Source organism: Arthrobacter sp. D1-29, assembly GCF_054130585.1.
The window spans coordinates 2760330-2778208 of record NZ_CP096383.1 but is presented as its reverse complement, the minus strand read 5'-3'; the positions used below and the strand labels follow the sequence as shown (position 1 = coordinate 2778208).

14 protein-coding genes are annotated in these 17879 nt (G+C 64.0%); all 14 read right to left on the bottom strand.

Annotation, left to right across the window (positions count from 1 at the left end):
* Positions 1-62 precede the first annotated feature (62 nt).
* On the bottom strand, positions 63-1289 hold the full coding sequence (locus M1E17_RS12450; protein ID WP_457962356.1) for a phosphoglycerate kinase: 1227 nt from the start codon (positions 1287-1289) through the stop codon (positions 63-65).
* 10 nt (positions 1290-1299) lie between these two features.
* Complete coding sequence (gene gap / locus M1E17_RS12445) at positions 1300-2310, bottom strand: type I glyceraldehyde-3-phosphate dehydrogenase (protein WP_457962355.1); 1011 nt, start codon at positions 2308-2310, stop codon at positions 1300-1302.
* Positions 2311-2571: 261 nt separating this feature from the next.
* The gene (locus M1E17_RS12440) at positions 2572-3198 is read right to left on the bottom strand and encodes a superoxide dismutase (RefSeq protein WP_457962354.1); all 627 of its coding nucleotides are present in this window, start codon (positions 3196-3198) and stop codon (positions 2572-2574) included.
* 178 nt (positions 3199-3376) lie between these two features.
* A complete protein-coding gene (gene whiA, locus M1E17_RS12435) occupies positions 3377-4357 on the bottom strand; it encodes a DNA-binding protein WhiA (protein WP_267275097.1) in 981 nt (326 codons plus the stop codon).
* 9 nt (positions 4358-4366) lie between these two features.
* The gene (locus M1E17_RS12430) at positions 4367-5386 is read right to left on the bottom strand and encodes a gluconeogenesis factor YvcK family protein (RefSeq protein WP_457962353.1); all 1020 of its coding nucleotides are present in this window, start codon (positions 5384-5386) and stop codon (positions 4367-4369) included.
* A complete protein-coding gene (gene rapZ, locus M1E17_RS12425) occupies positions 5386-6309 on the bottom strand; it encodes an RNase adapter RapZ (protein ID WP_457962352.1) in 924 nt (307 codons plus the stop codon). Before rapZ ends, M1E17_RS12430 begins: the two co-directional genes overlap by 1 nt.
* Before the next feature lie 71 nt (positions 6310-6380).
* Positions 6381-8387 carry an excinuclease ABC subunit UvrC gene (uvrC, locus tag M1E17_RS12420; protein ID WP_457962351.1) on the bottom strand — a complete coding sequence of 669 codons (2007 nt, stop codon included), beginning with the start codon at positions 8385-8387 and terminating at the stop codon, positions 6381-6383.
* Between the two features lie 89 nt (positions 8388-8476).
* A complete protein-coding gene (locus M1E17_RS12415; RefSeq protein WP_457962350.1) occupies positions 8477-9145 on the bottom strand; it encodes a lysophospholipid acyltransferase family protein in 669 nt (222 codons plus the stop codon).
* Complete coding sequence (locus M1E17_RS12410) at positions 9132-9848, bottom strand: HAD hydrolase-like protein (RefSeq protein ID WP_457962349.1); 717 nt, start codon at positions 9846-9848, stop codon at positions 9132-9134. Before M1E17_RS12410 ends, M1E17_RS12415 begins: the two co-directional genes overlap by 14 nt.
* A 136-nt stretch (positions 9849-9984) precedes the next feature.
* The gene (gene uvrA, locus M1E17_RS12405) at positions 9985-12912 is read right to left on the bottom strand and encodes an excinuclease ABC subunit UvrA (protein ID WP_457962348.1); all 2928 of its coding nucleotides are present in this window, start codon (positions 12910-12912) and stop codon (positions 9985-9987) included.
* Between the two features lie 47 nt (positions 12913-12959).
* Positions 12960-13337, bottom strand: a complete 378-nt coding sequence (locus M1E17_RS12400) for a GntR family transcriptional regulator (protein ID WP_457962347.1) — start codon at positions 13335-13337, stop codon at positions 12960-12962.
* Positions 13334-15148 (bottom strand): ABC transporter ATP-binding protein, encoded by a 1815-nt coding sequence (locus M1E17_RS12395; RefSeq protein ID WP_457967736.1) that lies wholly within the window; start codon positions 15146-15148, stop codon positions 13334-13336. The genes M1E17_RS12400 and M1E17_RS12395 overlap by 4 nt, the downstream gene beginning before the upstream one ends.
* Positions 15149-15153: 5 nt before the next feature.
* Positions 15154-16842 (bottom strand): ABC transporter ATP-binding protein, encoded by a 1689-nt coding sequence (locus M1E17_RS12390; RefSeq protein ID WP_457962346.1) that lies wholly within the window; start codon positions 16840-16842, stop codon positions 15154-15156.
* A gap of 202 nt (positions 16843-17044) precedes the next feature.
* Positions 17045-17824 (bottom strand): trans-aconitate 2-methyltransferase, encoded by a 780-nt coding sequence (locus M1E17_RS12385; protein WP_457962345.1) that lies wholly within the window; start codon positions 17822-17824, stop codon positions 17045-17047.
* Between the last annotated feature and the right edge of the window lie 55 nt (positions 17825-17879).

The window sequence follows — 17879 nt, the reverse complement described above, 5'->3', positions numbered from 1 at the left end:
GCGGCCGGCAGGGTGCCCGCGGGCACCCTGCCGGCCGGAGGATATAACGGTGTCCGGTGACCCTAGCGGTCCAGGACGCTCAGACCCGGGAGTTCCTTGCCTTCAAGGTATTCCAGGCTGGCGCCGCCTCCTGTTGAAATGTGGCCGAACGCGTCGTCAGCGAAGCCCAGCGTCCGCACAGCAGCGGCCGAGTCTCCGCCGCCCACAACGGTAAACGCATCGGCTTCGCTGAGTGCCTGCGCCACGGCGCGGGTGCCGCCGGAGAAGGCTTCAAACTCGAAGACTCCCATGGGGCCGTTCCAGAACACGGTTTTTGCACCCTTGATCCGGTCCGCGAAGGCGGCCGCCGAATCGGGGCCAATGTCCAGGCCGATGCCCTTGGCTCCAAAGCTGCTGCTCTCGATGGCGTCAGCAGGAACGGTTTCGTGCGCGGCGTCTGCGCTGAACTTCTCGGCGACGACGACGTCGGTGGGGACAATGAATTCCGTGCCGGCGGCTGCTGCCCGCTGGAGGTAGTCCTTGACCACCGGGATCTGGTCTTCTTCCAGGAGGCTGCCGGCCACTTGGTGGCCAACGGCAGCAAGGAACGTGAACAGCATGCCGCCGCCCACCAGGATGGTGTCAGCCTTGCCAAGCAGGTTGTCGATGACGGCCAGCTTGTCCGAAACCTTGGAACCGCCGAGAACCACCACGTACGGGCGCTGCGTGTCAGTTGTTAGCTTCCTGAGGACTTCCACTTCCGTGTGCACCAGATCGCCCTGGTAGGACGGAAGCCGGGTGGCGACGTCGTAGACACTGGCGTGCTTGCGGTGGACAGCACCAAAGGCGTCATCCACGAACGCGCCGTTGCTGCCCGTCAGGGCCACCAGTTCATCGGCGAACTGGGCTCGCTGTGAATCGTCCTTGCTGGTTTCGCGTGCATCGAAGCGCACGTTCTCCAGGACGAGTACTTCACCGTCCTGCAGTGAGGCAGAAAGCTCCTTCGCGGAGCTTCCGACGGAGTCCTCGGCGAGAACCACCTTGAAAGGCGCGAGTTCCGCCAGCCGTGCGACGGCAGGCTTCAGGGAGTACTTTTCTTCGGGGGCGCCCTTCGGGCGTCCGAGGTGGGCTGTGACCAGTACGCGGGCACCGGCGTCCGTGAGCTTTTCCAGCACTGGCAGGGAGGCCTTGATGCGGCCGTCGTCAGTCACCGTAAAGCCGTCGAGCGGCACGTTCAGGTCACTTCTGACAAGAACGTACCGCCCGCGGACACCTTCAGCGATCAGTTCGTTGAGGGTGTGAAATGTCATGTGTCTAACCCTAGCCCAGCTTGGATGCGACGAGCTTCGTCAGGTCCACCAGGCGGTTGGAGTAGCCCCATTCGTTGTCATACCAGGACACAACCTTGACCTGGTTGCCGATGACCTTCGTCAGGCCGGAATCAAAGATGGAAGACGCCGGGTCCCCCACGATGTCGGAGGAAACGATCGGGGCGTCCGTGTAGGTCAGGATTCCCTGGAGCTCGTCCGACTCCGAAGCCTTCTTCAGCGCCGCGTTGACTTCTTCCACGGTGGTTTCGCGGGAGACGTTGACCGTGAGGTCGGTGGCGGAGCCGGTGGGCACGGGAACACGGATGGCGTAGCCGTCCAGCTTGCCCTTGAGCTCGGGAAGGACCAGGCCGATTGCCTTGGCGGCACCCGTGGAGGTGGGGACCATGTTGATGCCTGCGGCGCGGGCGCGGCGGAGGTCGTTGTGCGGGCCGTCCTGGAGGTTCTGGTCGGCGGTGTAGGCGTGGATGGTGGTCATAAGGCCACGCTCGATGCCAAAGGTGTCGTTGATGACCTTAGCCAGCGGGCCGAGGCAGTTGGTGGTGCAGGAAGCGTTGGAGATGATGTGGTGCGCGGAGGAGTCGTAGAGTCCGTCGTTAACGCCCATCACGATGGTGATGTCCTCATCGGAGGCCGGAGCCGAGATCAGGACCTTCTTGGCCCCTGCGTCGATGTGCTTCTGGGCAGCGGCTGCCTTGGTGAAGAAGCCGGTGGACTCGATGACGATGTCGACGCCGAGATCGGCCCAGGGCAGGTTTGCGGGATCGCGCTCGGCGAGAACCTTGATGACGTTTCCGTCGACGACGATGTTGCCGTCCTTGACCTCAACGGTTTCCTTGAGGCGGCCACCAACGGAGTCGTACTTCAGCAGATGGGCAAGGGCTTCGGGGCTGGTGAGGTCGTTGACGGCAACGATCTCAAGGTCCGCGCCCTGTGCGAGTGCTGCGCGGAAGTAGTTGCGGCCGATACGGCCAAAGCCGTTGATACCAATACGGGTCGTCACTTTTTTGTCTCCTTGGTGCTTGTCAAAGCACAACTAGTTGAGCAGGCGTTCAAGCCAACTAACAGATCCCGCACGCCATTGGGCAGAGATGATTACCAGATCGGAGGGCGACCAGCCACGTTGCTGAAGGCTAACCGCCTTCCGTGACCTATCTTACGTTTAACTGGGTCTGCCCCCGCAACTGCGGGGGCAGACGGTCCACATTCCGGCCCAAAAGCCGCTAAATGTGAAGTTTGTTACAGGTGCGTGTACCGCACGTCACTACGGGAGGGTGATGAGGCCCGTCGCGTTGGAGCGGGCAGCATCGAAGCGCTTGGCGACGTCAGCCCAGTTGACGATGTTCCAGAATGCCTTGACGTAGTCCGCCTTGACGTTGACGTAGTCCAGGTAGAAAGCGTGCTCCCACATGTCGAGCATCAGCAGCGGGGTGGTGCCCAGCGCCACGTTGCCCTGCTGGTCATAGAGCTGCTCGATGACAAGGTTGCCACCGATCGGCTCGAAGGCCAGGAAGCCCCAGCCGGATCCCTGGAGGCCCAGGGCGGCTGCGGAGAACTGTGCACGGAAAGCGTCGAAGGACCCGAAGGCGTCATCGATGGCAGCAGCGAGCTCGCCCTCGGGCTTGTCCCCGCCGTCCGGCGACAGGTTGTTCCAGAACACCGAGTGGTTGACGTGGCCGCCGGTGTGGAACGCGAGGTCCTTGGACAGGCGGTTGATGTTGGCGAAGTCGCCCTTTTCACGGGCATCAGCCAGCTGGGCCAGGGCGTTGTTGGCGCCCGCCACGTAGGCTGCATGGTGCTTGCTGTGGTGCAGCTCCATGATCCGCGCCGAAATGTGCGGCTCAAGCGCTGCGTAGTCGTAGCTGAGTTCTGGCAGTACGTACTCGGTCACAAAATCCTCCAATATCGTGGACTGACTGTCCGGTTGGTAACGCTCGGATTGTGCATCCGGATGACGGGCATCCGGAAAATTGCGGTAACGGAACCGGTGAGGCCGGGCCCGTTCGCCGGGCATAACCTTCGTCCCGGCCCAGGTATTTCCGTCACAGTTTCTGATTCTAGGGGCGCTCTTACTCGTCCAGCATTTCCGGCGTCACATTGGCGTCCGTGCCGGGGATCCCCAGGTCGATGGCACGTTTGTCCGCCATGGCGAGCAGCCGGCGGATGCGCCCGGCAATCGCGTCCTTGGTCATCACGGGATCTGCCAGCCGGCCCAGCTCATCCAGGCTCGCCTGCTTGTGGGCCACCCGGAGCTCGCCGGCGTACTTAAGGTGGTCCGGGACGTCGTCGCCGAGGATTTCGAGGGCGCGGTCAACGCGGGCACCTGCTGCCACTGCTGCCTGGGCAGACCGGCGCAGGTTGGCGTCGTCGAAGTTGGCAAGCCGGTTGGCCGTGGCCCGGACTTCCTTGCGCATCCGGCGTTCTTCCCAGACCATCAGTGCGTCGTGGGCGCCCATGCGGGTCAGCAGGGCTGCGATGGTGTCGCCGTCGCGGATCACCACGCGGTCCACTCCCCTGACTTCCCGGGCCTTCGCCTGGATGCCCAGGCGGCGGGCCGCCCCCACCAGCGCGAGGGCGGATTCGGGGCCGGGGCAGGTGACCTCCAGGGACGACGAGCGGCCTGGCTCCGTGAGCGAGCCGTGGACCAGGAAAGCACCCCGCCAGACGGCCTCGGCGTCGGCCGCGGAGCCGTTCACCACTGCCGACGGAAGGCCGCGGACAGGCCTGCCCCGGCCGTCGAGCAGCCCGGTTTGCCGCGCCAGCGCTTCGCCGTCGCGAACCACGCGGACCACATACCGGCTCCCCCGCCGCAGCCCGCCGCCGGAAACCACGATGATTTCGCTCTGGTGCCCGTAAACCTCTGCTACCGCCGCCCGCAGCCGGCGTGCTGTGGATGCGAGGTCCACTTCGGCCTCGATCACAATCCGGCCCGAGATGATGTGCAGGCCGCCGGCGAACCGGAGCATGGCGGAGACCTCAGCCTTGCGCACTGATGACTTCTTGATGTCCAGACGGGACAGTTCTTCCTTGACCGATGCTGTCAGTGCCATGGCACCTTCCTAACTGTTCCCGAAAATGTCTTGGTACGCCGTCGCCAGACGCAGGGGGTCATGGATGGGCCGGCGGCCCGACGCCCCTACTTTACCCAAGACAACCTCGGCACCGATCATCTCCGCCGCCTTCTCGAACTCCGACAGGTCCGGAACGGAGGCGGGATCGGCCAGGACCACGTCCACGCTGAAACCCGGAGCGTAGCGGCGCAGCGCATGCAGGTGGTCAGCCGCAGACATCCCCGATGTCTCTTTCGTATCGGTGGCGAGGTTCATGGTGAGGCAGCGTTTGGCGGCAGTATGGCACAGCGCCTGCCGCATCTCGGGCAGCAGCAGGTGCGGCAGCACCGAGGTGTACCAGGAACCGGGACCCAGGATGACCCAGTCGGCCAGTTCGATCGCGGTGAGGGCCTCAACACACGCGTGAGCGTCCTCGGGCAGCAGGCGGACCTGTTCCAGCGAACCGGCGACCGCGCAGCGCGCCTGGCCGCGGATGGTTTCAAGCGCGGACGCGCCGTCCGGCGCAGTGATCCGGACGTCGCCCTCGATGGTGAGCGGCACAGTGGACATCGGCAGCACCTCGCCGCGGGCGCCGAGCAGGGCCCCTGCCCACTTGAGTCCGGCCACGGTGTCGCCCAGGAGTTCCCAGAGCGTGACGATCAGCAGGTTCCCCATCGCGTGTTCATCCAGGGAGCCGCCGGGACCCTTCCCCGGCCGGAACCGGTGCTGCATCACGTCGCGCCAGGTGCGTCCCCAGTCGGTGTCGTCACAGAGCGCGGACAGCGCCATGCGCAGGTCCCCTGGCGGGAGGACAGCGTACTCTTCCCGCAGGCGACCGGATGATCCGCCGTCGTCCGCTACCGTGACCACGGCGGTGAGCTGCGACGTGAGCAGCCTCAGGGCTGACAGCGACGCGGACAGGCCGTGCCCGCCGCCGAGAGCCACCACGTTGGGACCCTTGTCCTGCTGGCCTGCTCCTGTTCCCCCCGAAGGCGGAATCAAGGGCATCGGCCCGGTAAGCAATCCCATTACTCGCGGCCCAGGTCCCGGTGGCTGGTGGTGACTGTGACCCTGGGATATTGGGCCAGTTTCTTGGAAAGCTCGACGGCGACTGCCACCGAGCGGTGCTTGCCGCCCGTGCACCCGACCGCGATGGTGGCATAGTGCTTGTTCTCGCGCCGGTAGCCGTCCAGGACCGGTTCGAGGGCCAGTACAAAGCGGTCAACGAAGTTCTTCACGCCTTCGGCCTCCAGGACATAATCGCTGACATCCTTGTCCAGGCCTGTATGCGGACGCAGCTGCGGCACCCAGTGCGGGTTGGGAATGAAGCGGACATCCGCCACGTAGTTCGAATCGACCGGAAGGCCGTACTTGAACCCGAAGCTCATGACGTTCAGCCGAAGCGCCACAGGTCCGGTCTCGCTGAAGAGTTCGGTGATGGCTGTGGCCAGGCCATGGACGTTGTACGTGGAGGTATCGAGGACGACGTCGGCGCTGTCGCGGAGTTCTGTCAGCAGCTCCCGTTCTGCGGCTATCCCGTCCAGGATCCGGCCGCCTTCCTGGAGCGGGTGGGGCCTGCGGCCCTGTTCAAACCGGCGGACCAGGACGTCGTCACTGGCGTCGAGGAACAGGACCCGGAAGGTCACGCCGCTGGCGGCCAGGGCACCGAGGGCCGCACGGATGTCGGCGAAGAGGCCCTTGCTGCGGACGTCCATGACCACGGCCAGCCGCGGAATGGACTGCGGTGCGTGTGACACCAGTTCGGCGAGCGTGCTGAGCATCTGCGGCGGGAGGTTTTCCACGACATACCAGCCGTGGTCCTCGAGCGCGTCCGCGGCTGTGCTGCGTCCGGCCCCGGACATCCCGGTGACCACGAGCAGTTCCGCTTCGAGGGGCTTGACCGGCGTCAGCCCGTCCTGCTCCGTCCCGGATTCCGCCGTTGACTCTGCCATTAATTTCCGCTCCGTTTCTCTCCTGCGTGAGGCGAGGAACCGCAACCGCGGAAACCCCCTCCTTACCCTAGCTAAGTTTCAAGGATTTCGCCGGTGCTCATGTTGATGGCCGGAGCGGTTTCGCCCGCCGCATCATCAGAGCTGAAGTGGTTGACGATGGCGGTGGCCAGGGCGGGGCCGATGCCTTTGGCTGCCGAAAGTTCAGTCACAGACGCTGCCTTGACTCCCTTGACGGAACCGAAGTGCGCCAGCAGGGCTTTCCGCTTCGATTCCCCCAGGCCCGGCACGCCGTCCAGCGCCGAAACCGTCATGGCCTTGCCGCGCTTCTGCCGGTGGAAGGAAATGGCAAAACGGTGCGCCTCGTCACGAATCCGCTGCAGGAGGTACAGTCCCTGCGATGTCCTGGGCAGGATGACCGGGAAGTCGCTGTCCGGCAGCCAGACTTCCTCGAGGCGTTTGGCCAGTCCCACCACGTACACGTCATCGATGCCGAGATCAGCCAGCGCCCTGGCAGCCGCGTTGACCTGCGGTTTACCGCCATCCACCACCACCAGGTTGGGCGGGTAGGCGAACTTTGCCCGTGGGGCCGGCGTGGTGGTGTCAAGGACTGCGGCGTCGGCCGCAGCATCGAGGGCCGCCTGGTGTCCGTCCAGGGCGGCCGCTTCCACCTGGGCCGTCTTGTCCTGCAGATAATGGCGGAAACGGCGCGTCAGGACATCATGCATGGCGGCGGTATCGTCAGTAGCGGCTGCGCCGGTAACCGAGAACTTGCGGTAGTCGGACTTCTTCGGCAGGCCATCCTCCACCACCACCATGGACGCCACCACGTTGGTGCCCTGGACATGGGAGACGTCAAAGCACTCGATCCGGAGGAGCGCCACCGGCAGGTCCAGGGCTTCCTGGAGCTCCTGGAGGGCCTGCGACCGGACGGTCAGGTCACCTGCCCGCCGCGTCTTGTGCAGTTTCAGGGCGTGCTCCGCGTTCTCGCGGACGGTGGACATCAGCGCCGCCTTGTCGCCGCGCTGGGGCACCCGGATGTCCACCTTGGCTCCCCGCAGGCCTCCGAGCCATTCGGCAAGCTCTGCGGCGTTGCTCGGGGCAACCGGCACCAACACCTCCCTGGGCAGCCTGCCGTGGCTGTCCCCATCTTCGCCGTAAACCTGCTGGAGGAGGTGTTCCACGAGGTCCGGCGTGGTGGCGTCTTCCACCTTCTCCACAACCCAGCCCCGCTGGCCGCGGACCCTGCCGCCGCGGACGTGGAATACCTGCACGGCTGCTTCCAGCTCGTCTTCATGCAAGGCAAAGATGTCGGCGTCGGTGTCCTCGCCAAGGACCACGGCGTTGCGTTCGAACACTTTCCGTAAGGCAGAGATGTCGTCGCGGAGCCTGGCCGCACGCTCATAATCGAGGGCTGCCACGGCCTCGGCCATCTGCTTTTCCAGCTTGGAGATAAAACGTTTGGCTTCGCCGCCCATAAACGCGCAGAAATCCTCGGCCAGCGCCCGGTGTTCCTCCGGCGTGACCCGGCCGACGCAGGGTGCCGAGCATTTGTCGATGTAGCCAAGCAGGCAGGGCCTGCCGCTGGCCTGGGCCCGTTTGAGCACGCCTGCGCTGCAACTGCGGACGGGGAAGACACGCAGGAGCGTATCCATGGTTTCCCGGATGGCCCCGGCCGTGTACGGGCCGAAATAGCGGGTGCCCTTCCTGCGGTCACCCCGCATGACCTGGACCCGCGGGAGCTTCTCGCTCATGGTCAGGGCAAGGTACGGATACGTTTTGTCGTCGCGGAAGACAACATTGAAGCGTGGCTTGAACTCCTTGATCCAGGTGTACTCCAGCTGCAGCGATTCCAGCTCGCTGCTGACCACCGTCCATTCAACGCTGCTGGCGGCATGGACCATGGCATGGGTTTTAGGCAGCAGACCGGCCGGATTCGCGAAATAGGAATTCAGGCGTGAGCGGAGGCTTTTCGCCTTGCCTACATAGATGACCCGTCCATGGGGATCGCGGAACCGGTATACCCCGGGGTTGATGGGAATCTCACCCGTCTGGGGCCTGTAACTTGCTGGATCTGCCACGTTTCCCAGTCTACTGAGGCTGCGGGGGCGTCAGTGCCACCACCGGCTGCCTTAGCCGCGAACCGCCACTGCTAATCCACTGCCTTGCTCTAGTCCAATGCCTTGCTCTGGTTGTAGGTCGTGGAACGGTCCTGGCCGCTGAGTTCAGCGATGGCGTCCATGATCCGGTCCGTCACCTCGCGCCGGGCCGGAAGGGAATGGTCCGGGCCTGTCTTGTCGAAGTACAAGGGTGACCCCACCTTCATGGTGAAATGCTGCGGCTTGAAGCCCTTCTCCCCGGCAGGCTGCAGGTTCTCGGTGCCGATTAGCCCGACGGGCACCACGGGGGCGCCCGTGGTCAGGGCCAGCCAGCCAACGCCGGTCCGGCCACGGTAGAGGATACCGTCGCGGGAGCGGGTGCCCTCGGGGTAGATGCCGATGCCCTTGCCCGATTCAAGGATGTCCAGGAGCGTCTTGAGGGCCTGTACGCTGGCCGCCTGCTCGCCGCGTTCCACCGGGATGGAGCCGACGGACTCGAAGAAGGACTTCATGACCTTGCCCTTGATGCCGCCGGTGTTGAAGTACTCTGCCTTCGCGAAGAAGGCCACGGGGCGCGGCATCAGGGCCTGGACAATAACGCTGTCAAAAAACGAAAGGTGATTGGGCGCGACGATAAATGCGCCGTCCGTGGGCACGTTTTCAAGGCCGACGACGGTGGGCCGGCAGGAGCCGGAGATCAGGGTTCGGGTGGTCCAGCGGACCGCATCAAAGAGTGCCATCGTTTTGCACCTCGCTCATGGCTGCTGCGTGGATGGCTTCCAACCGTTCGATGGCGGCCACAAGGTCCGCGGCGGTATCCACCAGCATGATGGCCCCCGCATCCTGCAGTTCGCCGTTTGGAGCGAAACCCCAGTTCACGCCGATGCAGTCAAGCCCGTTGGCGATGGCGCCGGCCACGTCCTGTGCGCGGTCCCCCACCATCACCGCGTGGTGGGTGGAAAGGTCCCGGAGGGCGGCGGCAATAATGCCTGTTTTCCCCACGGGGCCGGCAGCCCCGGCGGATTCGTCGTGCGCGGAGCCCCGGATGGACTGGAACATGCCCGCTATCCCGTGGTGCTCAAGGACCGTCCGCGCCAGGCCTTCGGGTTTCTGGGTTGCCACGGCTACGGGCCGGCCTGCCGATGCGAAGCTGTCCAGGACGTCCATGATTCCCGGGTACAGCCGTCCCTGGCCGATGCCCGTGGTGACGTAGTACTGCCGGTAGAGGCGGATGGCATCATCAAGCAGGTCCGCTGGAACCATGGCGACGTTCAACAGGGAGTCGCTCAGTTTCGGGCCGATCATCGCGTCCAGCAGGTCCTGGCTGGGAACGGGGAGTGCCAGCTTCCGAAGGGCACTTGCAATTCCGTCTGTAATTCCGCCTGCAGGATCGACAAGAGTGCCGTCCAGGTCAAAGATCACGGGCACTGTTGTTTGAGTCACCGGCTTAGTTTCTCATGACACCAGTGAACCCTGAAACTCGCATTCTCCTCTTGGAATACATCTGGGAATACATCTTGGAGCATTCAAGGAAGACTTCCTTGACTGCCTCAGGGAATGGCGGGCAACCGCGGCGCCGCTAGCCCAGAATCTCGGCCAGGAAGGCGGCGGTGTGGCTTTCCTCGGATTTTGCCACCTGTTCAGGGGTTCCCGTGGCGACAATCTGCCCGCCTCCGGAGCCGCCGTCAGGACCAAGATCCACGATCCAGTCAGCGCTCTTGATGACGTCGAGATTGTGCTCGATGGTGATGACCGTGTTGCCCTTGTCCACCAGGCCCTGGAGGACCAGCAGCAGCTTGCGGATGTCCTCAAAGTGGAGGCCGGTGGTTGGCTCGTCCAGAACGTAGACGCTGCGGCCGTTGGACCGCTTTTGGAGTTCAGCCGCCAACTTGACGCGCTGGGCTTCTCCGCCGGACAGGGTGGTGGCAGGCTGTCCCAGGCGCACATAGCCCAGCCCTACGTCCACCAGGGTGTTCAGGTGCCGGGCGATAGGCGAAAAGGCCGCGAAGAATTCGGCGCCCTCTTCGATGGGCATGTTCAATACATCGGCGATGGTCTTGCCTTTGTAGTGCACCTCAAGCGTCTCCCGGTTGTAGCGCGCGCCATGGCAGACCTCGCAGGGCACGTAGACGTCGGGGAGGAAGTTCATCTCAATCTTCAGTGTGCCGTCGCCGGAGCAGGCTTCGCAGCGCCCGCCCTTGACGTTGAAGGAGAACCGGCCGGGCAGATAGCCGCGCACCTTGGCTTCAGTGGTCTCGGCGAAGAGCTTACGGATGTTGTCGAAGACGCCTGTGTACGTGGCCGGGTTGGACCGGGGGGTGCGCCCGATGGGGCTTTGGTCAACGTGGACCACCTTGTCCAGGTGCTCAAGGCCCTGAACGGACTTGTGCCGTCCGGCGACCTGCTTGGCACCGTTGAGCTTGTTGGCCAGCACCTTGTAAAGGATTTCGTTGACAAGGGTGGATTTACCGGAGCCGCTCACGCCGGTCACCGCCGTGAAGAGCCCCAGCGGGAAAGCCGCATCGACATTAATCAGGTTGTTCTCGCGGGCCCCCACCACTTTGAGTTCACGCTTTTTGTCGTATTTGCGCCGCTTCTTGGGGATGTCGATTTTCTTTCGTCCCGACAGGTAGTCGCCGGTCAGGGAGGCGCGGTTCTTCAGCAGGTCCTGGTAGGAGCCCGAGTGCACTACCTCCCCACCGTGCTCGCCTGCGCCCGGTCCGATGTCCACAATCCAGTCGGCCTCGTGGATGGTGTCTTCGTCGTGCTCCACCACGATGAGGGTGTTTCCCATGTCGCGGAGCCGGGTGAGTGTCTCGATGAGCCGGCGGTTATCGCGCTGGTGCAGCCCGATGGACGGCTCATCCAGGACGTACAGGACTCCCACCAGGCCGGAACCGATCTGGGTTGCCAGCCGGATTCGCTGAGCCTCGCCCCCCGACAGGGTGGCGGAGGGCCGTTCGAGGTTCAGGTACTCCAGGCCCACGTCAAGGAGGAACGTCAGGCGTGCCTGGATCTCCTTCAGGACCTGGTGCGCAATCTGGGCCTCCCGGCCGGTAAGCACCAGGTTGTTCAGGAAGTCCGCGCAGGTCCGCATGGGCAAGGCCGCGACGTCGGCAATCGACTTTCCGTTGATCAGGACGGACAGCGACGCCGGGTTCAGCCGGGCGCCGTTGCAGGCGGGGCAAGGGATCTGCCGCATGTATTCTTCGTAGCGGTCCCGGGCCCAGTCGGAGTCTGTCTCGCCATGTTTCCGGTGGACGTACTGGATGGCGCCTTCAAAGCCTGTGCTGTACTTCCGTTCCCGGCCAAAGCGGTTACGGTACTGGACCACCACCTTGTGATCCTTCCCGTGCAGCACGGTCTGGCGGACGTCGTTGCCCAGCTCCTCCCAGGGGGTGTCCATGGAAAACCCAAGTTCCTTCGCCAGGCCCTCGAGCAGCCTGTTCCAGTACTCAGTGGTGGCGGTCCCCAGGGACCAGGGGGCAATGGCCCCTTCCGCCAGTGACAGCTCCGAATTAGGGACAATCAGTTCCTCGTCCACCTCCAGCTTGGTGCCGATGCCGCTGCAGGCCGCACAGGCGCCGAAGGGGTTGTTGAAGGAGAATGAGCGGGGCTCGATCTCATCGATGGCCAGCGGGTGTTCGTTGGGGCAGGCAAGGTTTTCGGAGAAAGCGCGCAGCCGGGCGGGATCGTCGGCGTCGAGGTCGACAAAATCTGCCAGCACCCGGCCCTCGGCGAGGGACAGCGCGGTTTCGATGGAATCGGTAAGGCGCTGGCTGATGCCTTCCTTAACCACCAGGCGGTCAACCACCACCTCAATGGTGTGCTTAAACTGCTTGCCCAGCTTGGGGGCGTCACTGAGCTGGACCAGCTCGCCATCCACCCTGGCACGGGAGTAGCCCTTGGCGGTCAGCTCCTTGAAGAGGTCCACGAATTCGCCTTTTCGTCCCCGGACCACCGGGGCGAGGATCTGGAAACGTGTTCCCTCCTCGAGCTCCAGCAGCTGGTCCACAATCTGCTGGGGGGTCTGCTTGATCACGGGCTCACCACAGACCGGGCAGTGCGGACGCCCCACGCGCGCCCAGAGCAGGCGCATGTAGTCGTAAATTTCCGTGATGGTGCCAACGGTGGAACGCGGGTTCTTACTGGTTGATTTCTGGTCGATGGACACGGCCGGGGACAGTCCCTCGATGAAGTCAACGTCAGGTTTATCCACCTGGCCCAGGAACTGACGCGCGTAGGCGGAAAGGGACTCAACGTAGCGCCGCTGTCCCTCGGCGAAGATGGTGTCAAAGGCAAGGGAAGACTTGCCGGAACCGGACAGGCCTGTGAAGACGATCATGGCGTCGCGGGGCAGGTCGAGGTCCACGTTGCGCAGATTGTGCTCGCGCGCGCCCTTGACAACCAGGCGTGACAGGTCCGGACGCGCGGGCTTGACGGGGATCCGGGCTGCGGTGGCGGGAGCGGGTTCGACTGCTGTTTCTTCAGCTACGGCTTTAGGCACCCACTAATGCTAATCGAAAACTTCTTCGAATATCCACGTGGCATCCCTTAGTCGTCGTATGCCGCGGCCAGCAGCTGAACCGCCTCGGCGAACGAGGCACCCTGGGCCTTGGCTGCTCCCGCGTATGCCGCAGCCGCAGCGGAGAGTGCGTTCCACCGTTCATCCCGCGCGCAGACCACCGTGCCGTTTCTCCCGCGGGTGGCCACCACGCCTGCCGCCTCAAGTTCCTTGTAGGCCCGGGCCACAGTGTGCGGGGCCACATCCAGCCGTTCGGCCAGGGCCCGCACTGCGGGAAGCCGTGTACCCGGTGGCAGTACTCCGCTGTCCGCCAGTTTGATGACGTGCAGCCGCAACTGTTCGAACAGCGCCACCGTGCTGGCCTGGTTGGGCTTCCAGCTCCCCGGAAAGCTGTTCCCGGCACTCATAGCCCGGCCTCCAGGACATCTGGTTTTTCCGTACGGCCGGCGAACTGGGCGTTGTAAAGCCTGGAGTAATAGCTGTTGGCTGCCAGCAACGCAGTGTGGGTTCCCTGCTCCATGATGCGTCCATGATCCATGACCAAGATTAGATCAGCGTCACGGACTGTGGACAAACGGTGGGCGATAACAAAACTGGTCCTCCCCTGCCGCAGCCGGCGCATGGCCTGGCGGATCAGGAGTTCGGTCCGGGAGTCCACGGAGCTGGTGGCCTCATCCAGGACCAGGACGCTGCGGCCCGCGAGCTGGGCCCGGGCAATAGTGATCAGCTGGCGCTGACCCTGGCTGAGCGGGTCTCCGCCGTTGTCCAGCATGGTGTCATATCCTGCCGGGAGCGACCTGACGAAATGGTCTACGTGGCTTCCTTCTGCTGCGGCCACAATGTCCGCGTCAGTTGCCCCTGGCCGGGCGTAAGCGATGTTCTCCCGGATGCTGCCGGCGAACAGCCAGGCGTCCTGGAGCACCACCCCGAATTCAGCCCGCAGGGTGTCCCGTGGCATGGTGGCAATATCCGTCCCGCCCATGGTGATCCGGCCCGTGTCGATTTCATAAAAACGCATCAGAAGGTTGACGACGGTGGTTTTGCCCGCTCCGGTGTGCCCGACAATTGCCACTGTCTGTCCGGGCGCCACAGTAAACGACAGGTTACGGACGACGGCGACGGATGGCTGGTACCCAAAGGTGACGTCGTCAAAAACAATGGGTCCGCCCGCCTCCGGTGGTGTGCGCATTCTCAGTGGTTCGGGCGGAATTTCGTCCGCGTCAAGGAGCGCGAAAACCCGTCCTGCCGACGCCGCGCACGACTGGATAACGTTCAGCATGCCGCCAATCTGTCCGACGGGCTGGGTAAAAAGCCGGCTGAACTGGATGAAGGCCTGGATACCGCCAATGGTCATGGCGCCCGCGGTAACCTGCAGGGCGCCGACCACTGCCACCGCGATGTAATTAAGGTTGCCCACCAGCACCATCAGCGGCTGCACCATGCCGGATGAATACTGCGCCTTCGCCGCCGCCCGGGCCAGCCTGTCGTTACTCGCAGCAAAGACTGCCGCTGCCTGTTCCTGGTAGCCGAAGGCCTTGATCACCTCATGGCCGCTCACGAACTCCTCCACGTGCGCGTTCAGTTCCCCCGTTTCGGTCCATTGGCGTGCGAACTGCGCCTGGGACCGGCGGGCCACCAGGACAGTGATCAGCATGGACAACGGGACAAACGCCAGGGCGAGGCCGGCCAGGAGCGGGGAAATCCAGAGCATCATGGCCAAGGCACCACAGAGCATCAGGACGGACATGATCAACTGGGTCAGGATCTGGTTGAGCGCCTGGGAAATGTTGTCGATGTCATTCGTGGCCCGGCTGAGGACATCACCGCGGGACTGTTCCTGGAAGTACGTTGACGGCAGTCTGTGCAGCTTGTCCTCCAGGGAGGCCCGCAGGCGGTACATAAGGCCATGAACTGAACTCGCTGTCAGCGAGCCCTGGACCCAGTTGAACAGCGACGCTCCGACGTACATCAGCGCCACGCCGGTCAGCAGGCCCCCCAGCCTCTGCCCGTTGAGGACGCCGTCAAACACGCCGTCCACCACAACGTCGGTGGCGTCTCCCAGGTACTTTGGTGCGGCAACGTTGAGGCCGGCAAACCCGCAGGTTGCCACGATGGCTGTCAGCATATGCCATCGGTACGGCGTCAGCAGGCCGAGCAGGCGGCGGGACGTGGGCCAGAACAATCCCGGAGCCGCGTCTGCCGCCACCGGCGCCGTCACAGTCTTCACAGGGTGTCCTCCAGGGCAAGCTGTGATTCCGCGATTTCGCGGTATGTGGCGGAGGCCGCCAGCAGCTCAAGGTGGGTGCCCTGTGCCACGAGGCGGCCGTCGTCGAGCACCAGAATCAGCCCGGCGCCCTCCACGGTGGCGATGCGTTCCGCCACGACGATGACCACCGCCAGGTGCAGGGCGGCTTCCAGTGCGTCCCTCAGCCGGGCATCGGTGTCGTAGTCCAGGGCGGAGAAGCTGTCGTCGAAGAGGTACAGGGAAGCCGGACGAAGCAGCGCCCGGGCAATGCAGAGCCGTTGGCGCTGGCCGCCGGAGAGATTTGTTCCGCCTTGTCCCACGGCCGTCTGCAGGCCCAGTGGCAGTTGGCGTACAAAGCCCGATGCCTGGGCAATGTCCAGCGCCTCCCATAATTCGGCATCCGTCGCTGCCGGTGCAGCGATCCGCAGGTTGTCGGCGACTGTGCCCGTGAACAGGTGGGAGCGCTGCGGCACTACGGACATCTGCCTGCGCAGCAAGTCAAGGGGGACGGCCCGGACATCCCGGCCGCCTACGGTGATGAGTCCGCCGGTGGAATCCATAAACCGGGGAATCAGGTTCAGAAGGGTCGATTTTCCGCTGCCCGTGGACCCCACGATGGCAGTGGTGGTGCCGGGCCGGGCAGTGAAGCTGATGTTTTCCAGAACCGGGGCTTCCGCGCCGGGGTAGGAGAAGCTGACATTGCGGAACGAAACGCTGCCGCCGTCGAAAACCAGGTCCCCGTCCCGACGGTCGGCACCGTCCCTCACCATGGGCTCGGCGTCCAGGACGGTCCGGATCCGCTCGGCGCAGGCTGCGGCACGGGGAGCCGTCATGAGCACATACATTGCCATCATGATGGCCAGCAGAATCTGCAGGATGTAGGCAACAAACGCCGTTAAGGCGCCGATCTCCATCTCACCGTTCTGCACCCGGTGTCCGCCAAACCACACAACTGCCACCGATGAGAGGTTCACCACGATCATGATCAGCGGCAACATCCCAGCCACCACGAGGGCTGATTGCAGATTGTTTCCTGTAAGGCTGGCGTTTGTCCGGGCGAATCGCCGGGTCTCATGATCCTGCCGGACAAAGGCCCGGATCACGTTGGCTCCAATAATCTGTTCACGCAGCACGGCCCCGGTGCGGTCAAGCAGGTCCTGCCCTTCCCGGTACAGCGGCACGAGGCGCCGAACGATCAGGTACATGATCAGGAGCAGCACCGGCACGATGATGATGACCACCGCCGAGAGCACTACGTCCTGATGCAGGGCCAGCAATACACCGCCCACTCCCATGACGGGCGCCGCAATAAGCATGGTGAACACTAAAACGGCGAATGACTGGATCTGCTGGGTATCGTTGGTGGCCCGCGTGACCAGGCTCTGGGTGCCGAACGCAGCCACCTCCTGGGATGACAGGGTCTGGATTTTGCCAAAGAGCTCGGCACGAAGCTGGTGCCCGAGCTTCATGGCCACCATGGCACCGAGGTATCCCGCGGCGATGGCCGCTCCCGCCTGGACAGCCGCAATGGCAGTCATCACCGAGCCCAGGCGCAGGATCACCGGCGTGTCCCCGGCCACGATTCCATCGTCAATGATGGCCGCATTCACGGTGGGAAGCAGGAGGTTGCCGGCAGTCTGGAGCAGCTGGAGGAGGACAATCGCCATGACGGTTGCCTTGTGGCCAGCCAACAGCCGGATCATCATCCCGAAAAGCACCACACCTCCAGAAACTGTTCGGGAGGCCCGTCGCGGCCTGGCCGGACGCCTCCCCATGGCCGCTTCGCCATTGTAAGCCCCATCACATTCCAATGTTCGTCATGGCGCGTGACACACCTGTAGAGAACATATATCGAATGGAGTTTGGCCGTCAGCCTTTCTTCCGTGCCACGGCGAAAATCCTCCGGAACGGAAACACAGTGCCGTGCTTGGTTCCCGGGTATGCCGTCGAGAGCGCCGCTGCATACTCGGCCTCGAAGGCGAGTGCCTCCTCGGCAGGAAGTGCAGCAAGGACCGGCCGCAAAGCCGTTCCCCGCACCCACGCCAGTACTGGATCAGTGCCTGTGAGGAGTTGCAGGTAACTGGTTTCCCAGCTGTCAGCCCTACAGTTCGCGTCAAGCATGATTTCGAGGTAGTCGGCGGGCTCCCCCACCGACTCCCCGCCACGCAGCACGCCTTCCAGCTTTGGTTTCCAGCGGGGAGTCGAAGCCAGTTCCCGCATCAGGACATGGGACGGTGCATTGAAGTTGCCGGGGACCTGCATGGCGAACCACGCGCCCGGTTTCAGCCGGTCAAGCCACCGGGCCAGCAGGTCCTGATGGCCGGGAACCCACTGCAGCGCCGCGTTGGAGACCACCACGTCCGTAGTGGGCGACGGCATCCACTCGGCAATATCCTCGAACTCGAAGCGCAGCCGGGGTTCCTCACGGGCTTCCGCTGCCGCCCTGGCCAGCATCTCGGCGGACGAATCCAGCCCCAGCACCTTGGCGTGGGGCCAACGGCGGGCCAGGGTTGCGGTGAGGTTCCCCGGCCCGCATCCGAGGTCCACCACCTCATGCGGGTTCTGGGTGTGGATCCGGCCGGTCAGATCAAAAAATGGCCGGTCCCGGTAGTCGCCGAACTGAACATACCTTGAAGGGTCCCACTTCACATTTATCTCCACGGTCTGGTGCTGTGTCCGGTAGGGCGAGCCTAACCCCGAGCTC

Bases quoted from the DNA above. Each gene is read 5' to 3' on its own strand.
- M1E17_RS12400 (WP_457962347.1), bottom strand. From the start codon at position 13,337: ATGAGTGCCGGGAACAGCTTTCCGGGGAGCTGGAAGCCCAACCAGGCC.
- rapZ (WP_457962352.1), bottom strand. From the start codon at position 6,309: ATGGCAGAGTCAACGGCGGAATCCGGGACGGAGCAGGACGGGCTGACG.
- M1E17_RS12430 (WP_457962353.1), bottom strand. From the start codon at position 5,386: ATGGGATTGCTTACCGGGCCGATGCCCTTGATTCCGCCTTCGGGGGGA.
- whiA (WP_267275097.1), bottom strand. From the start codon at position 4,357: ATGGCACTGACAGCATCGGTCAAGGAAGAACTGTCCCGTCTGGACATC.
- M1E17_RS12390 (WP_457962346.1), bottom strand. From the start codon at position 16,842: ATGGCGATTGTCCTCCTCCAGCTGCTCCAGACTGCCGGCAACCTCCTG.
- M1E17_RS12415 (WP_457962350.1), bottom strand. From the start codon at position 9,145: ATGGCACTCTTTGATGCGGTCCGCTGGACCACCCGAACCCTGATCTCC.
- M1E17_RS12450 (WP_457962356.1), bottom strand. From the start codon at position 1,289: ATGACATTTCACACCCTCAACGAACTGATCGCTGAAGGTGTCCGCGGG.